This is a genomic window from Nesterenkonia sandarakina, from assembly GCF_003003175.1.
GTDB lineage: Bacteria > Actinomycetota > Actinomycetes > Actinomycetales > Micrococcaceae > Nesterenkonia > Nesterenkonia sandarakina_A.
This window is the reverse complement of sequence record NZ_PVTY01000007.1, coordinates 112366-129338: the sequence shown is the minus strand read 5'-3', so window position 1 is coordinate 129338 and position 16973 is coordinate 112366. Positions and strand designations below refer to the sequence as shown.

The following is a 16973-nucleotide window of genomic DNA, read 5'->3' as shown; positions in this document are numbered from 1 at the left end:
CGTGGGGAAGCTTCAGCCTACGTGGAACTTGAGTCTCAATCCGAGATCACAACCAGGACTTACCGAAGTGGTGTCTCGTTGGTACGGTGAGCTTATGACTATGGATCCTCGCGTGGCACTCAACGCGCTGACAAACGCTCTTGAAGAGCACCTCTCCGCCTCGTTGAACCGCCGTGGAGATGAGGATCCTTCGGTGGAGTCTGCGTTCTACAACATCTCCGACGCCTTCGAAGCCTATGAGGACGCCCTCTTCGCCGCCAGCGGCGAGGTCACCCCGCTGGACCTCTATGACGAGGACGACAACGACAGCGATGATGACGATGATGACGACGACGATCTCGACGAAGACGACGACGACGACGAGAACGACGAAGACTCCGACGGTGAGGACGAGATCTACGAGGACGAGGACGACGAGGAGCGCTGAGCGCCCCGCGCCGGTCCAGCTGAACCCCAGGTCACTCGCAGGGCTCTAGCAGGGCACTTCCAGCGCGCTCACAGCCCTGGGTGATCTTCACCACCGTGGTGGGTCCCGGGCATCCAGGCTCCGATGCTCTAAGCTCGGCCTGTGCAGTGGATAGAAGCGATCATTCTTGGCCTGGTGCAAGGCCTGACAGAGTTCCTCCCCGTCTCATCATCCGCACATCTGCGGATCGTGGGGGAGTTCCTGCCCGGCGCCGCTGACCCCGGCGCGGCCTTCACCGCGATCACCCAGCTCGGCACCGAGTTCGCCGTGCTGGTCTACTTCTGGCGCGACATCGTGCGCATCGTCAAGGCCTGGTTCGCCGCCCTGATGGGCAAGCTGCCGCATTCCGACGCCGACGTGCGGATGGGCTGGCTCATCATCGTCGGCAGCATCCCGATCGTGGTGCTCGGACTGCTGCTCGAGGACATGATCGAATCGGTCTTCCGCACGCTCTGGCTCACCGCCACCATGCTGGTGGTCTTCGGCGTGCTGCTGGCCTTCGCGGACGCCTACGGCAAGCAGCGCAAACCGCTGGACCAGCTCAGCATCCGCGACGGCATCATCTTCGGCTTCGCCCAGGCCATGGCCCTGATCCCCGGGGTCTCCCGCTCCGGCGGCACCATCACCGCAGGACTGTTGATGGGCTACACCCGCGAGGCCGCGGCCCGGTACTCCTTCCTGCTGGCGATCCCGGCGGTCTTCGGCTCGGGCTTCTACAAGCTCTTCGGCTCGCTGGGGGAGCAGACCGGCCCCTACACGATGGGCCAGACCCTGCTGGCCACCCTGGTCGGGTTCTTCGTGGCATATCTGATCATCGGCTGGTTCCTCAAATATGTCTCCACGAACTCCTACACCTTGTTCGTGAACTACCGGATCCTGCTGGGCCTGTTCGTCTACGTGATGCTCGGCCTCGGAATCATCAACGCCTGATCTGCGTTGCGACAGTAACGACATTCTTCCCGGCAGGGGATTCTTCGGCGGGCGAGCCCTCCCGATCAGCTGCCGGGGCCCCACTGGTGAAAGGACCTCTGCGTGAAATCGTGGATCTCCCCGGACGTGCCCACCCTGCCTGCGCTGCCCGAGACCCTGCAGCTGCACGACACCTCGGCGGGCACTCTGGTCCCGGTGGAGTCCACCGACGGCGTGGGGTCGCTCTACGTCTGCGGCATCACCCCCTATGACGCCACCCACCTGGGCCACGCGAACACCTATGTCCAGTTCGACCTGCTGGTGCGCTACTGGCGCGCCGCCGGGCTGCGGGTCAACTATGTGCAGAACGTCACCGACATCGACGATCCGCTGCTGGAACGCGCCACTGCCACCGGGGTGGACTGGTTCTCACTCGCCCAGGAACAGACCGAGCTCTTCCGCGAGGACATGACCGCCCTCGGCGTCATCGCCCCGGACACCTACCTCGGCGCGGTGGAGACCATCCCGGTCGTGGCCCAGGACGTGGCCCAGCTGGTCGAGCTCGGCATGGGCTACCCCGTGCCGGTGCTGCTGGAGGAGCTGGCCGACGGCGTCACCCCCGGTGAGCGCGAATCCTTCGACATCTACTTCGACACCACCGCGGCGCAGGCCACCACCCCGTGGACCCTGGGCAGCATCGGCAACTACGACCGCGCCGAGATGGAAGAGCTCTTCCCGCAGCGCGGCGGAGACCCCGAGCGCGCCGGCAAGCGCGACCCGCTGGATCCGCTGCTGTGGCGTGCCCGCCGCAACGGCGAGCCGCACTGGGACGGGCGCAGCCTCGGCCAGGGCCGCCCGGGCTGGCACATCGAATGTTCGGTCATCGCCCGCCGCCACCTGCCCGCCCCGTTCATGGTCCAGGGCGGCGGCTCCGACCTGCGCTTCCCGCACCATGAGTTCAGCGCCGCCCACGCCACCGCCGCCGACGGCGTCGCGCTGGCCAAGACCTACCTGCACGCCGGGATGGTCGGGCTCGACGGCGAGAAGATGTCCAAGTCCAAGGGCAACCTGGTGCTCTCCTCGCGGATGCGCGCCGAGGGCGTGGACCCGCAGGTGATCCGCACCCTGCTGCTGAGCCACCACTACCGGGCGGACTGGAGCTACACGCCGGACCTCCTCGAGGCCGCCGCCCAGCGCTGGGGGCGCTGGAACGCCGCCCTGGAGCAGGCGCCGGAGACCGACGGCTACGGAGAGCTCGGCACCGCCAGCGCCGTGCCCGAGGACCTGCAGTACGCCCTGCACTCGGCGCTCTCACAGAACCTCAACGCCCCCGCGGCCCTGGACACCCTGGACATGTGGGCCACCGGCCAGCTCGCCGGCGGCACCAGCCGAGCCCGGGTCATCGCCGTGGTCAAGGCGCTGCTGGGCATCGAGCTGCAGCACGCCAGCCCCGCGCACAGCGTGGAGGCCGGCGCGGTCAACACCGCCGGCTGAGCTTGCGACTGCCGGGCCGGCGACGCCGTCGGCCGGCGCCGTCAAGACTTCCGGCTGAGGCCGGGGCTAGCTCTCCGGGCGCTTGCGCCGGCGCAGGTAGCGCTCGAACTCCTGGGCGATCGCCTCGCCGCTGGCCTCGGGGAGATTCGTGGTGTCCGTGGCCTCCTCGAGACGCTTGACGTAATCTGCGATCTCGGTGTCCTCCTCGGCCAGGTCATCGACGCCGCGCTCCCAGGCCTCGGCGTCCTCGACGACCTCGCTCTCATCGAGGGTCAGTCCGAGCAGGTCCTCGAGCTCGCGCATGATCGCCAGCTGCGCCTTCGGGGAGGGCGCCTGGCCCACGTAGTGCGGGATCGCCGCCCAGAGCGAGACGGCGGGCAGACCGGCCTGCGCGGCCGTGTGCGCGAGCACCCCGACGATCCCGGTGGGACCCTCGTAGCTGGGCTCGTCGATGTCGAGGATCTCCTGGAGCGCCACGTCCTCGCTGGAGAGCGAGGCCGGGATCGGGCGGGTGTGCGGGACATCGGCCAGCAGCGCACCCACCAGGATGATCCCGGAGACGTCGTTCTCCGCGGCGCGGGTCAGCAGATCCGCGGTGAAGGCCTGCCAGCGGAAGCTCGGCTCCACGCCGTGGACCAGCAGCAGGTCCACCGCCGCCCGGGCCGGCCGGGCTCGGTAGATCTTGGTGGAGGGCCAGATGATCTCGCGGTGGCCGCCGCTGCTGCGCACCTTGGGCCGGGAGAACTGGTAGTCGTAATATCCCTCGTCGTCGACCTTGCCGATGAGCTCCGCGCCGCAGGCCTGGCCCACTGCGCGCACCGCGGAGGAGGCGGCGGCGCCGGCGTCGTTCCAGCCCTCGAAGGCCATCACCATCACCGTGGGCCGCGAGCGCGCGGGCCGGCCCTCTCCGGTGGTCGCCGCGGTCTGGTTGGCCCGAAGATGCTCGGCGAAGCGCTGCGCGAAGCCCTCGGGCAGCGTGGAGTCTCCGGCTGCCGGAGTTTCGCCGGAGTCCTCGGGGGAGGAGTCCTGAGACGGTGTTTCTTCGCTCACGCTTCTCAGACTATCCCCCCTGGCGAGCACACGGGAAGCGTACGATTGAGCCCATGCCTTCGACCTCCTCCGCCGCCGTTCAGCAGCAGCCCTCCGCCGCCCCCCTCGCCTCCGAGCCGCTCTCCGGGGAGCTCCAGGCCGTGTTCTGGGACATGGACGGCACGCTGGTGGACACCGAGCCGTATTGGATCTCTGAGGAGCGCGCCCTGGTCGAGGCGCATGGCGGCACCTGGTCCCAGGAGCAGGCCCACGGCCTGGTCGGACAGGCGCTGAGCTACAGCGCCACCGTGCTGCGCGAGGCCGGGGTGGACATGACGGTGCGCGAGATCATCGATCACCTCATCACCCGGGTCGCGGCCCGCGCCGCCGCCGAGATGCCCTGGCGCCCGGGAGCCCGCGAGCTGCTCGCCGACCTCAAGGCCGCCGGAGTCCGCTGCGCCCTGGTCACCATGAGCGAGAAGCCGCTGGCCGAGGCGATCGTCGCCGCGCTCCCGGAGGGTTCGATGGAGTTCATCGTCAGCGGGGACATGGTCAGCCGCGGCAAGCCCGACCCGGAGGCCTACCAGCAGGCCTTCAGCACCATGTCCGGAGATCACGAACAGCGCAGCGGGGAGCCGCTGGCGATCCGCCGCTGCATCGCGATCGAGGACTCGGTACCGGGGGTCAGCTCCGCGGCCGCCTCCGGGCTGGTCACCGTCGCGGTCCCGCACTACACCCCGATCCCAGCCGACGCCCGTTGGCAGACCCTCGACGGGCTGGCCGGCGTGAGCGCGGCAGACCTCGAAGGACTCCTGCCCCGATGACCGCACGCCCCGGCGGCCGAGCACGCAAGGCGATGACCCTGGTGCGGATCGCCGGGGTCCCCGTGCGCTTCCGCGCCTCCTGGTTCCTGGTCAGCGCCGTCATCGTGGTGCTCTTCGGCCCCCAGGTCCAGCGGATCTTCCCCGAGCTGGGCGCCCTGGCCTACCTGGTGGCGCTGGGCTATGCGGTGCTGCTGATGTTCTCGGTGCTGGCCCACGAGCTCGCCCATGCGCTGGCCGCCCGCTCCTTCGGCTGGCCCACCACCGAGATCGAGCTCAACCTCTGGGGCGGACACACCGAGTTCCTCGCCCACCGGGCCACCCCGGCGAAGTCCCTCGCGGTGTCCCTGGCCGGACCCGCCGCCAACCTGGTGATCGCCGGACTCGGCCTCTACCTCTCCGGGATCCTCGAGCTCACCGGAGTCGCCGCGATGCTCTTCCAGGTCACCGTGCTGGTGAACTTCTTCGTCGGGGTCTTCAACCTGCTGCCGGGACTGCCGCTGGACGGCGGACGGATCGTGGAATCCGCGGTCTGGGCCGCCACCGGAGACCAGGACCGCGGGATGCGCGCCGCCGGGTGGGCCGGGCGCGTCGTCGTCGTCCTGCTGCTGGCCGGACTGGCCGCCGTGGTGATCAGCGGGATGCGCGAGGTGAGCCTGGTCGTCGTCGTGGTGACCGTGATGGTCAGCTTCTTCCTCTGGCAGGGCGCCTCGGAGACCGTCCGGGTCGCCAACGCCCGGCTCAGCCGCCCGCGCTGAGGACCCGGCGCTGATAGGAGAAGTCGCTGTGACAGCGGCCGCTGAAGCCGAAGCCCTGACAGGGATAGGCTGAAGCCAGACGATACGTCCGCCTGGACCGGATCACGGTCGGCGGAGCCGCAGCACCTCAGAGAGCGAGTTTCAGTGACCACGAGCACCTCCGGCAAGACCCCGACCACGACCCGCACCGGTCCCATCGGGGCCCATATGCGCTCGGGTCCGCTGCGCGCGGGCCAGCGTGTGCAGCTCACCGACCGCAAGGGCCGGCCCAGCACCATCACGCTGCAGCCCGGCGGTGAATGGCACACCCACCAGGGGGTGCTGCGCCACGATCTGCTCATCGGCGCCAGCGAAGGCATCCTGGTCGCCAACGACGCCGGCCACGAGTACCAGGTGCTGCGCCCGCTGCTCAATGACTTCGTGCTGTCCATGCCGCGCGGCGCCACCGTGGTCTACCCCAAGGACTCCGCACAGATCGTCCAGGTCGCCGACATCTTCCCCGGCGCCCGCGTGGTCGAGGCCGGGGTCGGCTCCGGGGCGCTGTCGATCTCGCTGCTGCGCGCGGTGGGGGAGAGCGGCATCCTGCACTCCTTCGAGCGGCGCGAGGACTTCAAGGACATCGCGGTGGGCAATGTCGAGGCGTTCTTCGGCGAACCCCACCCCGGCTGGGAGGTCTACCTCGGCGACATGCAGGAGGAGGTCCTCACCGTGGAGGCCCCCGGCAGCGTGGACCGGGTGGTGCTGGACATGCTCGCCCCCTGGGAGTGCCTGGACGCGGTGAAGACCGTGCTGGCCCCCGGCGGCGTATGGGTCAGCTACGTCGCCTCGGTCACCCAGCTCTCCCGGCTCGCCGAGGAGATCCGCTCCTCGGAGGGCTTCACCGAGCCGGAGGCGCATGAGACCATGCTGCGCACCTGGCACCTCGACGGGCTCGCCGTGCGCCCGGACCACCGGATGGTCGCCCACACCGGCTTCCTGCTCTCAGCCCGCCGGCTCGCCGACGACCAGACCCCGCTGCAGCTGAAGAAGCGCGAGAAGGTCTCGGTGGTCAGCGAGGAGGACCGCGCCGCCTGGCCGGCCAACGATCCCGACGCCGTCTGGGACGAGGAGAGCCTGAAGACCCGCACCGTCTCCGGAAAGAAGGCCCGCAAGGCTGCGGCCCTGTCCCAGAAGATCGCCGCCCAGGCCAAGGAGGTGTTCACCCGTGAGTGAGCAGACCGGCAACGAGCGCACCCCCGCACGGACCCCTGACTTCGAGCCCGCGCAGACCTTCACGCCCAGCACCGAGCAGGCCCGCGAGGCGCAGCGCCAGCAGGAGCGTCTCGCCCAGGCGCACCGCCAGCTGGACACGCTGCGCAGCCGCTCCAAGCAGCTCGAGGCCCAGCTGCAGAGCGCCGGGCGGAACAACCAGCGGATGTCCGACCTGCTGGAGACCACCCGCAACGAGATCTCCCAGCTGCGCAACGCGCTGCAGGCCGATGGCCAGGCGCCGTTCACCTTCGGCACGGTCATCGCGTACCGGCCCGCGCACGCCCAGGCCGAGGGCCGCGAGATCCAGGCCACCACCGTGGCCGGGGTCGACATCCTCCAGGCCGGACGCAAGCTCCGGGTCAGCCTGTCCCCGCTGATCAGCCCGGACCAGCTTCAGGCCGGCGACGAGGTGCTGCTGAACGAGAACTTCACCGTGGTCGCGATCCTCGGCGCCGAGCGCACCGGGGAGCTCGCCCGGGTCAAAGAGGTGCTGCCCGACTCCCGACTGGTGATCATCTCCCGCGGCGAGGACGAGCGGGTGGTCACCCTCACCGAGGCCGCCACCGCTGCGGCCCAGCGCGAGGGACTGCACAGCGCCCGGGTCGGCGACGCCGTGATGGTGGACCTGCGCACCGGCACCGCCACCGAGATCGTGCCGCTCTCCGAGGTCGAGGACGTGGTGCTCGAGGAGTCCCCGGACGTCTCCTACTCCGACATCGGCGGCCTCTCCGAACAGATCGAGGCGATCCGCGACGCCGTGGAGCTGCCCTTCCTGCACGCGGACCTCTACAAGGAGCACGGGCTGCGCGCGCCGAAGGGGATCCTGCTCTACGGGCCTCCCGGCTGCGGCAAGACCATGATCGCCAAGGCCGTGGCAAGCTCGCTGGCCGAGACCGGCCAGTCAGCGGCCGACGACGCCGGCCAGCCCGGCACCGGCCAAGGTGCCGGTTCCGGCAGCGCCGGCCCCGGCAAGGGCGCGTTCTTCCTCAACATCAAGGGCCCCGAGCTGCTGAACAAGTACGTGGGCGAGACCGAGCGGCACATCCGGGTGATCTTCTCCCGGGCCCGCGAACGCGCCTCCGCCGGGCAGCCGGTGGTGGTGTTCTTCGATGAGATGGAGGCGCTCTTCCGCACCCGCGGCTCCGGGGTCTCCTCCGATGTGGAGACCACCATCGTCCCGCAGCTGCTGGCCGAGATCGACGGCGTGGAATCGCTGGAGAACGTCATCGTGATCGGCGCCTCCAACCGTGAAGACATGATCGACCCGGCCATCCTGCGCCCGGGCCGCCTCGACGTGAAGATCCGCGTCCAGCGTCCCGGCCGCGAGGGCGCCGGGGAGATCCTCGGCATCCACCTCGGCGGAGCGGTCCCGCTGCACCCCGAGCTGCTCGCCGCCCACGGAGACCGCGCCGCCGCCGTCGCCGCCCTGGTGGACGCGCTGCTGGACCGGCTCTTCCCGCACACCCCTGTGGCCCGGCTGCGCCTGATCCACGCCGACGGCACCCACACCGCGTTCCAGGCCGCGGACTTCATGTCCGGTGCGGTGCTCAGCAACATCGTGGACCGGGCGAAGAAGGCCGCGATCAAGGACTTCCTGCGCGCCGGCACCGACCCGGCGCAGAAGGGCCTCACACTGGATCATCTGCTCGCCGCCGCCGAGGAGGAGCTCCGCGACCAGGAGGACCTGGTCAACACCGCAGACCCGCAGGCCTGGGCCCGCGTGGTCGGCGCCTCGACCTCCCCGGTGGTCCGGATCGAACGGCCCTCCCAGGCCGCCGCCGGGGCGCACCGATGACCGTGCGCCGGCTGATCGGGATGGAGACCGAATACGGGATCCACGCCCCGGCCAACCCGCGCGCCAGCCACATCGCGCTCTCCATCGAGCTGGTCAACGCCTACGCCGCCCACGTCACCGAGTCCGGCGGGGCAGTGGCCGGCACCGAATGGGACTATCAGTCCGAGTCCCCGCTGGTCGACGCCCGCGGCTGGGTGCTCCCGCGCTCCGCGGCGCACCCCTCGCAGCTCACCGATTCCGGGGAGGCGCTGGCCCACGCCCGCCACGACGACACGCTCAGCTACGCCACCGAGCAGGAGCCCGGCCACGGCCCGGTGCGGGACGCGCTGGGCAACGTCAGCTCCGGGGATCCCAGCCCGGCCGACGTCGCCTTCCACGCGCCGGGATCGCCGCACTGGCGCGGCGAGTTCTTCCAGGCCGCCGAGGGGGCCCCGCAGCTGCTGATGAACCTGGTCCTGGGCAACGGGGCCCGGTTCTACGTGGACCATGCCCACCCGGAATACTCCTCGCCCGAGGCCATCGGCGCCCGCCGCGCCGTGCTCTACGACGTCGCCGGTGACCGGGTCGCGCTGGCCGCCGCCCGCCGGCTGAGCCAGGAGCAGCACGCCCCGCAGGTGCTGCTGTACAAGAACAACACCGACAACAAGTCCGTCTCCTACGGCGCCCACGAGAACTACCTGGTGCCGCGCAGCGTGGACTTCGACGCGATCGTCGCCGGGCTGCTGCCCTTCTTCGCGACCCGGCAGGTCCTCTGCGGCGCCGGGCGGGTCGGGATCGGGCACACCAGCGCGCAGGCCGGGTACCAGATCTCCCAGCGCGCCGACTTCTTCGAAGAACAGGTCGGCCTGGAGACCACGGTGCGCCGCCCGATCATCAACACCCGCGACGAGCCGCACGCCGATCACGACCGGTTCCGCCGGCTGCACGTGATCATCGGTGACGCGAACATGAGCGAGTACTCGGCCTGGATGCGGGTGGGCAGCACCGCGCTGGTGCTGGACCTGATCGAATCCGGACGAGCCCCGGAGCTGACGCTCAGCGACCCGGTCGCCGCGCTGAAGACCATCTCCCACGACCCGACGCTCACCGCCACGGTGCCGACCTCCCGCGGGGAGCTCACCGCGGTCCAGATCCAGCAGCTCTACCTGGACGCGGCGATCGCTTGGGAGCAGGAGAAGGCGGGCCCCAGCGACAGCGTCAGCGTCCCCGACGCCGAGACCGCGGAGCTGCTCGAGGCCTGGGAGGAGCTGCTCGAGGACCTGGGCACCGACCTCTATGCCGCGGCGGACCGGGTGGACTGGATCGCGAAGCTGACCCTGCTCGAGTCCTACCGCCGCCGCGACGGCCTCGCCTGGGACGCCCCGCTGCTGGGCATGGTGGACCTGCAGTACGCGGACCTGCGCCCGGAGAAGGGCCTCTACTACAAGCTCGCCCGCGCCGGACGGATGCGCCGACTGTTCACGGATGCGCAGATCGCCTGGGCCGCGGAGCACCCGCCCGAGGAGACCCGCGCCTGGCTGCGCGGCCAGCTGGTCAGCGACCATGCCGACGTCGTCGTCGGGGCCAGCTGGGACCAGATCCTGCTGCGCGCCGATGACGTCTCCCCCGTGGTGCGGCTGGGCCTGCCCGACCCCTATGCCGGCACGCGGGCGGCGGCGGAGAATACACTTGCCACCGCGGAGACGGCGCAGGACCTCATCACCGGACTCCAACGGCTGCTGGGTCACTAGACTCTCGGGTGACAGACCTTGGTGAACAGGCTGCTGAGTCACCGAACTGCAGGGTTCCTAGAAGGAGACATCATGTCCACGCAACCGCAGAAGCGCCCGCAGGGCGGAAACGACGACGGCGCAGCGCCCGAGGCCGCGGGCGCGGTCGGCGCCAACGCGCAGGCCCAGAAACGGGCCGGCGAGCTCGACAGCCTGCTCGATGAGATCGATTCGGTGCTGGAGTCCAACGCCGAGGAGTTCGTCAAGGGCTTCGTGCAGAAGGGCGGCGAGTAGGCCTCCATGGATCGGCGCGTCATCGGGGTCGAGACCGAGTTCGGCATCACCCACACCGGCGGCACCCACCGCGGCCTGCCCCCGGAGGAGGTGGCGCGCTACCTCTTCCGCCCGGTGCTGCGCTGGGGGAGAAGCTCCAACGTCTTCATCCCGAACGCCTCCCGGCTCTACCTCGACGTCGGCTCCCACCCGGAGTACGCCACCGCCGAATGCGATGACCTGCTGGACCTGATCGCCTCCGACCGGGCCGGCGAGCTGATCATGCACGACCTGGCCCAGCGCGCCGAGGCCGCGATGACCGAGGACGGCTTCGACGGCAGCGTGTACCTGCTGAAGAACAACGTGGACTCCCAGGGCAACTCCTACGGCAGCCACGAGAACTACCTGATCCCGCGCACCACCCACTTCCGGCGGCTCTCCACCATCCTGCTGCCCTTCCTGGTGACCCGGCAGATCATGGTCGGCGCCGGCCGGCTGGTCCCGGCCACCGACGAGACCCCGGCGCACTACGCGTTCTCCCAGCGGGCGGACCACATGTGGGAGGGCATCTCTTCGGCCACCACCCGCTCCCGGCCGATCATCAACACCCGCGACGAGCCCCACTCCGACGCCGCCGTGCACCGGCGGCTGCACGTGATCGTGGGCGACTCCAACATGTCCGAGACCACCAGCCTGCTGCGCTACGGCGCCACCGACCTGGTGCTGCGGATGGTCGAATCCGGGATCCCGGTGGGGGACTTCGAGCTGGAAAACCCGATCGGCGCGATCCGGCACATCAGCCACGACATCACCGGGCAGGCCAGCGTCAAGATTCGTCATGGAGGCGAACAGACCGCCGTGGACATCCAGGCCCGGCTGCTCGACCGCGCCCGACGCTTCGTCCGGGAGAACGGCGCCCACCACGACCGGGTGGAGCAGATCTTCGAGCTCTGGGAACGCACCCTGCAGGCCGTGGCCAGCGGCGAGCACGCACCGATCGAACGCGACATCGACTGGGCGATCAAGAAGCGGCTGCTCATTGATGTCGCCGAACGCGGCGGCCTGCCCATGGGACACCCGAAGCTGGAACAGCTCGACATGGCCTATCACGACGTCCACCCCACCCGCGGGGTGTTCAACCTGCTCGCGGCCCGCGGCCGGGCCAGCACCCAGCTGGAGCCCGAGCGGATCCAGCGCGCCATCGTGGACCCGCCGGCCACCACCCGGGCCGCGCTGCGCGGACGCTTCCTCTCCACCGCCCGCGCCATGGGCTCCGAGCACACCGTGGACTGGGTGCACCACAAGCTGGTGGACCGTCCGCTGGACGCGCTGATGCTCAAGGATCCGCTCAGCGCCGAGGACCCCCGCGTGGACACGCTGCTGGGCCGGCTCGGCGAGCGGGTCGCCACGCTGCGCGAGCAGAGCCTCGAGGAGCGCCGGGCGCAGGAGCTCCCGCTGGCGCTCAGCGAGCGCTACAAGCTGGGGCATCCCCAGGAGCTTGCTGAGCCTCCGCTGATCTGACGAACCAGGTATCCGGCCTGTACAGTGCTGGGCAGGCCCAGACCTTGTCAGGTCGCCGTTCAAGCTGAAGGAAACCCCTGTGCATTCTCCGTTCCGCCGCACCTGCGTGGCACTGTCCATCCCGGCAGTCCTGCTGCTCACGTCCTGCTCCGACGACGGGCTGGGCGACACCGACGCGCTCTCCGGTGTGGACCTGCATTTCACCGACGACGGTGCCCCAGAGGTCATCCTGCGCAGCCCGCTGGAGCTCGAGGAGGAGGCCTCCCGGGTGCTCGATCGCGGCGACGGCGAGGACCTCGACGAGGAGCAGATCCTCGAGGTATCCCACGCTGTGGCGGACCCCAGCACCGGAGAGATCCAGGAGGAGAGCTTCAGCCAGGACAACCCCTCGATGATCTTCCTCCCGCAGATGCAGGAGCAGAGCGAGTTCATCTACGAGTCGCTCACCGACACCGACCTCACCGTCGGGTCCGAGATCGCATTGTTCGAACCCGCCAACGCCGAGACCGGCGCGGCGGCCACGCTGCTGGTGCTGCGGGTGGAGGGCCAGTCCCCGGCCTTCGCCGAGGGCGAGGTCCAGGAGCAGGACGGCGAGCTGCCCGAGATCGAGAACGAAGAAGGCGTGCTCCCGGAGCTGCTCGGCGGCAACGACGGCGACGCACCCGAGGACGTCAGCACCGAGGTGCTGATCCAGGGCGACGGCGAGGAGGTGGCCGCCGACGACCAGGTCGTGGTGCGCTACTCCGGCTGGAAGTGGTCCGACGGCGAGCTCTTCGACTCCAACTGGCCTGCAGACGACGAGGAGGCCGACGCCGGACCGGCGGGCTTCCCGCTGAGCAACCTGGTCCCCGGCTGGGCGGAGGGCCTCGAGGGTGAGCAGATCGGCTCCCGCGTGCTGATGGTCATCCCGCCGGAATCAGGCTACGGCGAGGCGGACGAGGACGCCGAAGAGGGCACCCAGCACGAACTCGCAGGCGAGACCCTGATCTTCGTGGTGGACCTGATCGCCTCCGCCGAAGCGCCCCAGGCCGCAGCCCCCGCCCCCGCCCCCGAGGGCCAGCCCGAGCTCTCCGAGGAAGACATCGAAGAGATGATCGAGCAGATGGAAGCCGAGCAGGGCGGCGCCGAAGGTGCTGAAGAAGGCGCCGAGGGCGAGGACGCCGGCGGCGAAGATGCCGGCAACGATGATGCAAGCAACGAAGACGCGAACGAAGAGGAGACCGACTGATGTCATTCGGCCAGCGCAGCTATGACCGCACCCGCCCAGAGATCGACTTCCCCGGCGACACCCCGCCCGAAGAACTGGTCATCGAAGAGCTCATCGCCGGCGGCGGCCACACCGTCGAGCCCGGAGACTCGATCTCCTGCCACTACGTGGGCGTCTCCTGGTCCACCGGCGAGGAGTTCGACGCCTCCTGGAACCGCGGCGAGACCCTCGACTTCACCGCCGGCATCGGCCAGGTCATCCAGGGCTGGGACCAGGGCCTGATCGGGATGAAGGAGGGCGCACGCCGCCGCTTCGAGATCCCGCCGCACCTGGGCTACGGCGAGCAGGGCGCCGGCGCCGCCATCGGCCCCAACGAGACCCTGATCTTCGTAGTGGACCTGGTCAGCGTCCGCAAGGCCTCCTGAAGCGCGAAGGTGACCGAGAAGCGCGGCAGCTGAGCAGCACGGTGACTGAGACGATCGACGACGACGCGGCGCAGCAGCCCGCGGAGGAGGAACAGGACGTCTTCGCCGACTACGGCGTGGCGCGTGCCTTCTCCCTGGCTGCGAGCATCCTCGACGCCGGAGCGGGTGGGCTCACCAAGGCGGAGATCCGCGAACGGGTCGAGCACTACCGCAGCCAGTCCGAGGAGCAGTCCGAGGATGCCTGGGAGCGGCTGTTCAGCCGCGACAAGGACCACCTGCGCAGCTCCGGGATCGCGATCGAGGAGCCTGCCGCGGACCGCGAGGACTACCGCTACCGGATCGACCCGGCGGACTACGGGCTGCCCCCGCTGTCGCTGAGCGAGACCGAGACGCTGGTGCTCTCCCGCGCCACGCAGCTCTGGGCCGGCAGCCGCACCCGCTCCTGGCTGGACCAGGCGAGCTGGGCGCTGGCCGGACCGGCCGAGCCCGCGCCGTCCTCGTCCGCGCCGTCGTCCTTGCTCGCACCGGATGCCGCGGCGCACCAGGCTGCGGCGCCCCAGGCCGCGGCGCCCGGCGCTGATTCGCCGGACGCGGATCCGTCCGTCGCTCCTGCGCGTCCTTCCGGCGCGCTGAGCTTCAACCTGGGCAGCGACGAGGAGTTCGAACGGCTCACCGAGCTCGCCGCGCTGCCGCCGCGCCAGATGATCCGCTTCGACTACACCGGCAGGGGAGCGCAGCAGCCAGCCTCCCGCCGCGTGGTGCTGCTGGACTTCGCCGCCCGCGGCCACTGGTACCTGATCGGGCACGACCTCGACCGCGGCGCGCGCAGGACCTTCCGGCTCGACCGGGTGCACGGACCGATCACCGCGCTGCGCCCAGCACCTGCGCTGACCGACGCCGACCGCGCCGCCATCGACGCGGCCCTCAGCAGCGCGGCGGATGCCGGATCTCCGCTGGACGGACTCACCGGTGACGAGGACCCCAGGCGGCTGCTGCACGGCGTTCTCGCAGCCCATGAGGGTCCCGCTCCGAAGCCGCCCCGGCTCGCCCCCGCCGGGACCCCGCGCCGGGCCGATCCCGCGCACCGCAAGGTCGAGCGGGTGCTGGCCATGGCCGCCTACCTGCTCAGCGCCGACGGCGTGCGCCCGTCGGAGCTGCTGGCCCGCCACCAGATCACACCGAAGCAGCTGCTCAAGGACCTGCTCTCGATCCAGCAGTCGGGCAGCTTCGGCCCCGGGCAGTACGGCGAGTTCATCGACATCCACCCCGCGCCGCCGCTGAACCTGGACAGCTTCACCCAGGACTACCTGGCGACCGATGCGCCGATCACCCTGGCGATGCCGTCGGCGCGCACCGGCGACGTCCTCGCCCGGCCGCTGACGCTGACCAAACCCGGCGCGCTCTCGCTGCTGATCGCGCTGAACACCATGATCAGCGCGGCCGACGCCGAGCCCGGCGCGGAGAACTGGGTCGCCGCCGCCGAGTCGCTGCGCGAGAAGATCGCCACCGTGCTGCCCGAGGGGCTGCAGGAGGCCGCGACCAAGGTCGCCGCCGGCGCGCAGGCGCACGACGACGCCACCGCCGCGCTGCGCGACGCCGTCACCGGCGGCTACTGCCTGCAGCTGCGCTATGAGGACGCCTCCGGGACCATCACCGAGCGGGTGGTCGAACCGACCCACGTCTACCTCGACGGGCCCCGCACCTACCTGCAGGCCTGGTGCCGGTTGGCCCAGGGGCCGCGGAACTTCCTCAGCTCCCGGATCCGGGAGCAGCGTCCGCTGCCCGAGGAGCCGATCAGCGAGACCGCCCGTCAGCTCGCGCTGGCGCCCGCGGAGCCGCCGCGCCCGCCCCGGGACAGCGGAGCCTTCGACGTCGTCCTGCGCTTCTCTCCGGCCGCCTCCGCGCTGGCCGATCGCTATGCGCCCCAGCGCCAGCGGATCCAGCCCGACGGCGCCCGATTCATCAGCACCTGGTTCCAGAGCCGTGAGGCGCTGATCCGGCTCACCCTCCAGCTCGGCGGGGATCTCACCGTCCTGGCACCCGCAGAGATCCGCGAACAGGTCACCGCGCGGGCACGCGAAGAGCTGTCCGCCCGGTCAGGGTGATTGGCGTACGATTGGCTTCGAGGAAAGGACCTACGCCATGAACATCAGCGGCTGGCAGATCGCGATCATCGCGCTGCTCATCATCCTGCTCTTCGGAGCCCCGAAACTTCCCAAGCTGGCCAAGTCACTCGGCCAGTCGATGCGCATCTTCCGGTCTGAGGTGCGCACCATGAGCGAGGAGTCCAAGCGGAACTCCTCGGACCCGGACTCCCCGGACGTCTCCGCCGAGCCCAGCGAGGACCCCCGCCGGGATGAGCGTGCCCCCGTCGAGGGTCGCGTGCTCAACCCCAATGACCCCGCCACCGAGCGGACCCGCCGCACCGAGCGGGAGCAGCCGGGAGACCACCGCTAAGCCGCATGGCCACATCGAAGAAGCGGCGGCGCGATCCCGAGCGCACGATGGCGCTGAAGGATCACCTCCGGGAACTGCGCAATCGGCTGATCAAGGCGGCCCTGGGCATCCTGCTCGGCGCGGCCGCCGGCTTCTTCCTCTATGACTGGCTGGTCCAGGTGCTCGCCGAGCCGATCCTGGGCTTCGAGTCCGAGGGCAGGCTCGCCGAGATCGCGTTCAACACCGTGGGCGGCCCGCTGGACCTGATGATCCGGCTCTCGCTGTTCGTCGGCATCGTGATCTCCTCACCCATCTGGCTCTACCAGATCTGGGCGTTCATCATGCCCGGGCTGAAGAAGACCGAGAAGCGCTATGCGGTCGGCTTCATCGCCGCCTCGGTCCCGCTGTTCCTCGGCGGCATCGCCGCGGCCTACAGCGTCCTGCCCCAGGCGGTGGGCTTCTTCCTGGCGCTGAACCCCGAAGGCACCTCCAACGTCATCAACCCGGACGTGTACTTCTCCTTCGTGCTCACCCTGTTCCTGGCCTTCGGGATCGCCATGGTCATCCCGGTGGTGCTGGTCGGGATCAACATGATGGGCCTGGTCAGCGGCAAGCAGGTGCTCAAGTCCTGGCGCGGTGTGATCATGCTGATCGCCGTGATCTCCGCGCTGGCAGCCCCCGGCGGCGACGCGGTGAGCATGTTCTTCCTCGCGCTGCCGCTCACGGTCCTGTTCGGGATCGCCATCCTGCTGTGCATGCTCAATGACCGACGCCGCGCCAAGCGCGAAGCCGCCACCGACGCGGAGATCGACGAGCTGCTGCTGGACTAGGTGTACTCAGCCAGGACGAGCCTCGCCGGGTCAGCGCGCTCACCCGGCG

Annotated in this window: 16 protein-coding genes; 15 read left to right on the top strand and 1 reads right to left on the bottom strand. The window is 70.1% G+C overall.

Going from position 1 to position 16973, the window contains the following annotated elements:
* Positions 1 to 94 precede the first annotated feature (94 nt).
* From BCL67_RS15440 to mshC, 3 genes are all read left to right on the top strand, one after another.
* Positions 95 to 427: a primosomal protein gene (locus BCL67_RS15440; RefSeq protein WP_181255924.1), complete on the top strand. Its 333-nt coding sequence runs from the start codon at positions 95 to 97 to the stop codon at positions 425 to 427.
* A 141-nt stretch (positions 428 to 568) separates the two neighbouring features.
* Positions 569 to 1396 (top strand): undecaprenyl-diphosphate phosphatase, encoded by an 828-nt coding sequence (locus BCL67_RS07375; protein ID WP_106122802.1) that lies wholly within the window; start codon positions 569 to 571, stop codon positions 1394 to 1396.
* A 102-nt stretch (positions 1397 to 1498) separates the two neighbouring features.
* Positions 1499 to 2869: a cysteine--1-D-myo-inosityl 2-amino-2-deoxy-alpha-D-glucopyranoside ligase gene (gene mshC, locus BCL67_RS07370; protein WP_106122801.1), complete on the top strand. Its 1371-nt coding sequence runs from the start codon at positions 1499 to 1501 to the stop codon at positions 2867 to 2869.
* A 66-nt stretch (positions 2870 to 2935) separates the two neighbouring features.
* On the opposite strand, the gene BCL67_RS07365 is transcribed toward mshC, so the two are convergent.
* Positions 2936 to 3919, bottom strand: coding sequence for a PAC2 family protein (locus tag BCL67_RS07365; protein WP_258174854.1), 984 nt, complete (start codon positions 3917 to 3919; stop codon positions 2936 to 2938).
* 53 nt (positions 3920 to 3972) lie between these two features.
* On the opposite strand from BCL67_RS07365, the gene BCL67_RS07360 reads away from it, so the two are divergent.
* From BCL67_RS07360 to tatC, 12 genes are all read left to right on the top strand, one after another.
* Positions 3973 to 4722, top strand: coding sequence for an HAD family hydrolase (locus BCL67_RS07360; protein ID WP_106122800.1), 750 nt, complete (start codon positions 3973 to 3975; stop codon positions 4720 to 4722).
* Positions 4719 to 5477 carry a site-2 protease family protein gene (locus BCL67_RS07355; RefSeq protein WP_106122799.1) on the top strand — a complete coding sequence of 253 codons (759 nt, stop codon included), beginning with the start codon at positions 4719 to 4721 and terminating at the stop codon, positions 5475 to 5477. Before BCL67_RS07360 ends, BCL67_RS07355 begins: the two co-directional genes overlap by 4 nt.
* Positions 5478 to 5684: 207 nt before the next feature.
* Positions 5685 to 6689, top strand: a complete 1005-nt coding sequence (locus tag BCL67_RS07350) for a tRNA (adenine-N1)-methyltransferase (RefSeq protein ID WP_106122849.1) — start codon at positions 5685 to 5687, stop codon at positions 6687 to 6689.
* Complete coding sequence (gene arc, locus BCL67_RS07345; protein WP_374955636.1) at positions 6631 to 8523, top strand: proteasome ATPase; 1893 nt, start codon at positions 6631 to 6633, stop codon at positions 8521 to 8523. Before BCL67_RS07350 ends, arc begins: the two co-directional genes overlap by 59 nt.
* Positions 8520 to 10253 (top strand): depupylase/deamidase Dop, encoded by a 1734-nt coding sequence (dop, locus tag BCL67_RS07340; RefSeq protein ID WP_106122798.1) that lies wholly within the window; start codon positions 8520 to 8522, stop codon positions 10251 to 10253. The genes arc and dop overlap by 4 nt, the downstream gene beginning before the upstream one ends.
* A 72-nt stretch (positions 10254 to 10325) precedes the next feature.
* Positions 10326 to 10526: a ubiquitin-like protein Pup gene (locus tag BCL67_RS07335; protein ID WP_106122797.1), complete on the top strand. Its 201-nt coding sequence runs from the start codon at positions 10326 to 10328 to the stop codon at positions 10524 to 10526.
* A gap of 6 nt (positions 10527 to 10532) precedes the next feature.
* On the top strand, positions 10533 to 12026 hold the full coding sequence (pafA, locus tag BCL67_RS07330) for a Pup--protein ligase (protein ID WP_106122796.1): 1494 nt from the start codon (positions 10533 to 10535) through the stop codon (positions 12024 to 12026).
* A 79-nt stretch (positions 12027 to 12105) separates the two neighbouring features.
* On the top strand, positions 12106 to 13254 hold the full coding sequence (locus tag BCL67_RS07325; RefSeq protein ID WP_106122795.1) for an FKBP-type peptidyl-prolyl cis-trans isomerase: 1149 nt from the start codon (positions 12106 to 12108) through the stop codon (positions 13252 to 13254).
* Positions 13254 to 13658, top strand: a complete 405-nt coding sequence (locus BCL67_RS07320) for an FKBP-type peptidyl-prolyl cis-trans isomerase (RefSeq protein WP_106122794.1) — start codon at positions 13254 to 13256, stop codon at positions 13656 to 13658. Before BCL67_RS07325 ends, BCL67_RS07320 begins: the two co-directional genes overlap by 1 nt.
* A gap of 41 nt (positions 13659 to 13699) precedes the next feature.
* Positions 13700 to 15763: a helix-turn-helix transcriptional regulator gene (locus BCL67_RS07315; RefSeq protein ID WP_106122793.1), complete on the top strand. Its 2064-nt coding sequence runs from the start codon at positions 13700 to 13702 to the stop codon at positions 15761 to 15763.
* A gap of 37 nt (positions 15764 to 15800) precedes the next feature.
* Positions 15801 to 16115: a Sec-independent protein translocase subunit TatA gene (tatA, locus tag BCL67_RS07310; protein ID WP_106122792.1), complete on the top strand. Its 315-nt coding sequence runs from the start codon at positions 15801 to 15803 to the stop codon at positions 16113 to 16115.
* A 5-nt stretch (positions 16116 to 16120) separates the two neighbouring features.
* Positions 16121 to 16924, top strand: a complete 804-nt coding sequence (gene tatC / locus BCL67_RS07305) for a twin-arginine translocase subunit TatC (protein ID WP_258174850.1) — start codon at positions 16121 to 16123, stop codon at positions 16922 to 16924.
* Positions 16925 to 16973 lie beyond the last annotated feature (49 nt).

Coding starts and splice junctions, on each gene's coding strand:
- BCL67_RS07355 (WP_106122799.1), top strand. CDS start 4,719: ATGACCGCACGCCCCGGCGGCCGAGCACGCAAGGCGATGACCCTGGTG.
- tatC (WP_258174850.1), top strand. CDS start 16,121: ATGGCCACATCGAAGAAGCGGCGGCGCGATCCCGAGCGCACGATGGCG.
- BCL67_RS07320 (WP_106122794.1), top strand. CDS start 13,254: ATGTCATTCGGCCAGCGCAGCTATGACCGCACCCGCCCAGAGATCGAC.
- pafA (WP_106122796.1), top strand. CDS start 10,533: ATGGATCGGCGCGTCATCGGGGTCGAGACCGAGTTCGGCATCACCCAC.
- dop (WP_106122798.1), top strand. CDS start 8,520: ATGACCGTGCGCCGGCTGATCGGGATGGAGACCGAATACGGGATCCAC.
- BCL67_RS15440 (WP_181255924.1), top strand. CDS start 95: ATGACTATGGATCCTCGCGTGGCACTCAACGCGCTGACAAACGCTCTT.
- tatA (WP_106122792.1), top strand. CDS start 15,801: ATGAACATCAGCGGCTGGCAGATCGCGATCATCGCGCTGCTCATCATC.
- BCL67_RS07335 (WP_106122797.1), top strand. CDS start 10,326: ATGTCCACGCAACCGCAGAAGCGCCCGCAGGGCGGAAACGACGACGGC.
- BCL67_RS07360 (WP_106122800.1), top strand. CDS start 3,973: ATGCCTTCGACCTCCTCCGCCGCCGTTCAGCAGCAGCCCTCCGCCGCC.
- BCL67_RS07350 (WP_106122849.1), top strand. CDS start 5,685: ATGCGCTCGGGTCCGCTGCGCGCGGGCCAGCGTGTGCAGCTCACCGAC.